Here is a 486-nt window from a genome sequence, read left to right on the forward strand (position 1 = left end):
CGACGGGGACACCCCCGCGGAGGAGCCCGAACCGGACACGGCATCCGAACCCGGCGAGGCAGACGGCCACGACGCGGCCGCCGGGTCCGAGGAGTCCGCTGGTCCCCTGGAACGCACGGGAGCCGAGGGGGCGGAATCAACGGCCGAGGCCGGAGGACACGGAGCGGCCGCCGAGGCCCGGAAGGCGATGGACCCCGAGGACTCCCAGGCGACCGACGAAGCCGCCACCGCGGCACCGGAGCCCCCCGAACCAGACGAGGCCACCCCCGAAGCTCCCGGGGGCACTGATGACGGTGAGGCCGCCGAGGCCCGGGAGGCGACGAATCCCGAGGACTCCCAGACGACCGGCGAGACCGCCACTCCCCGGAAGGGCGACGGGACGGACACGCCCCGGGAAACCTCCGAGCCCGGCGCGGCCGCCGGGAACGAACGGGCGAACCCGCCGCACCGCCCCCAGGGACCCGGCGGCGCCCCCCGGCCCCCCCC

General features: G+C 77.6%; 1 pseudogene. It reads left to right on the top strand.

The annotated features are described in order from the left end of the window. Window positions 1–486, top strand: a pseudogene (locus D471_RS40265) (hypothetical protein); the annotation flags it as partial.

Origin of the sequence: Nocardiopsis lucentensis DSM 44048, from assembly GCF_000341125.1 — a bacterium.
Taxonomy (GTDB): Bacteria; Actinomycetota; Actinomycetes; order Streptosporangiales; family Streptosporangiaceae; genus Nocardiopsis; species Nocardiopsis lucentensis.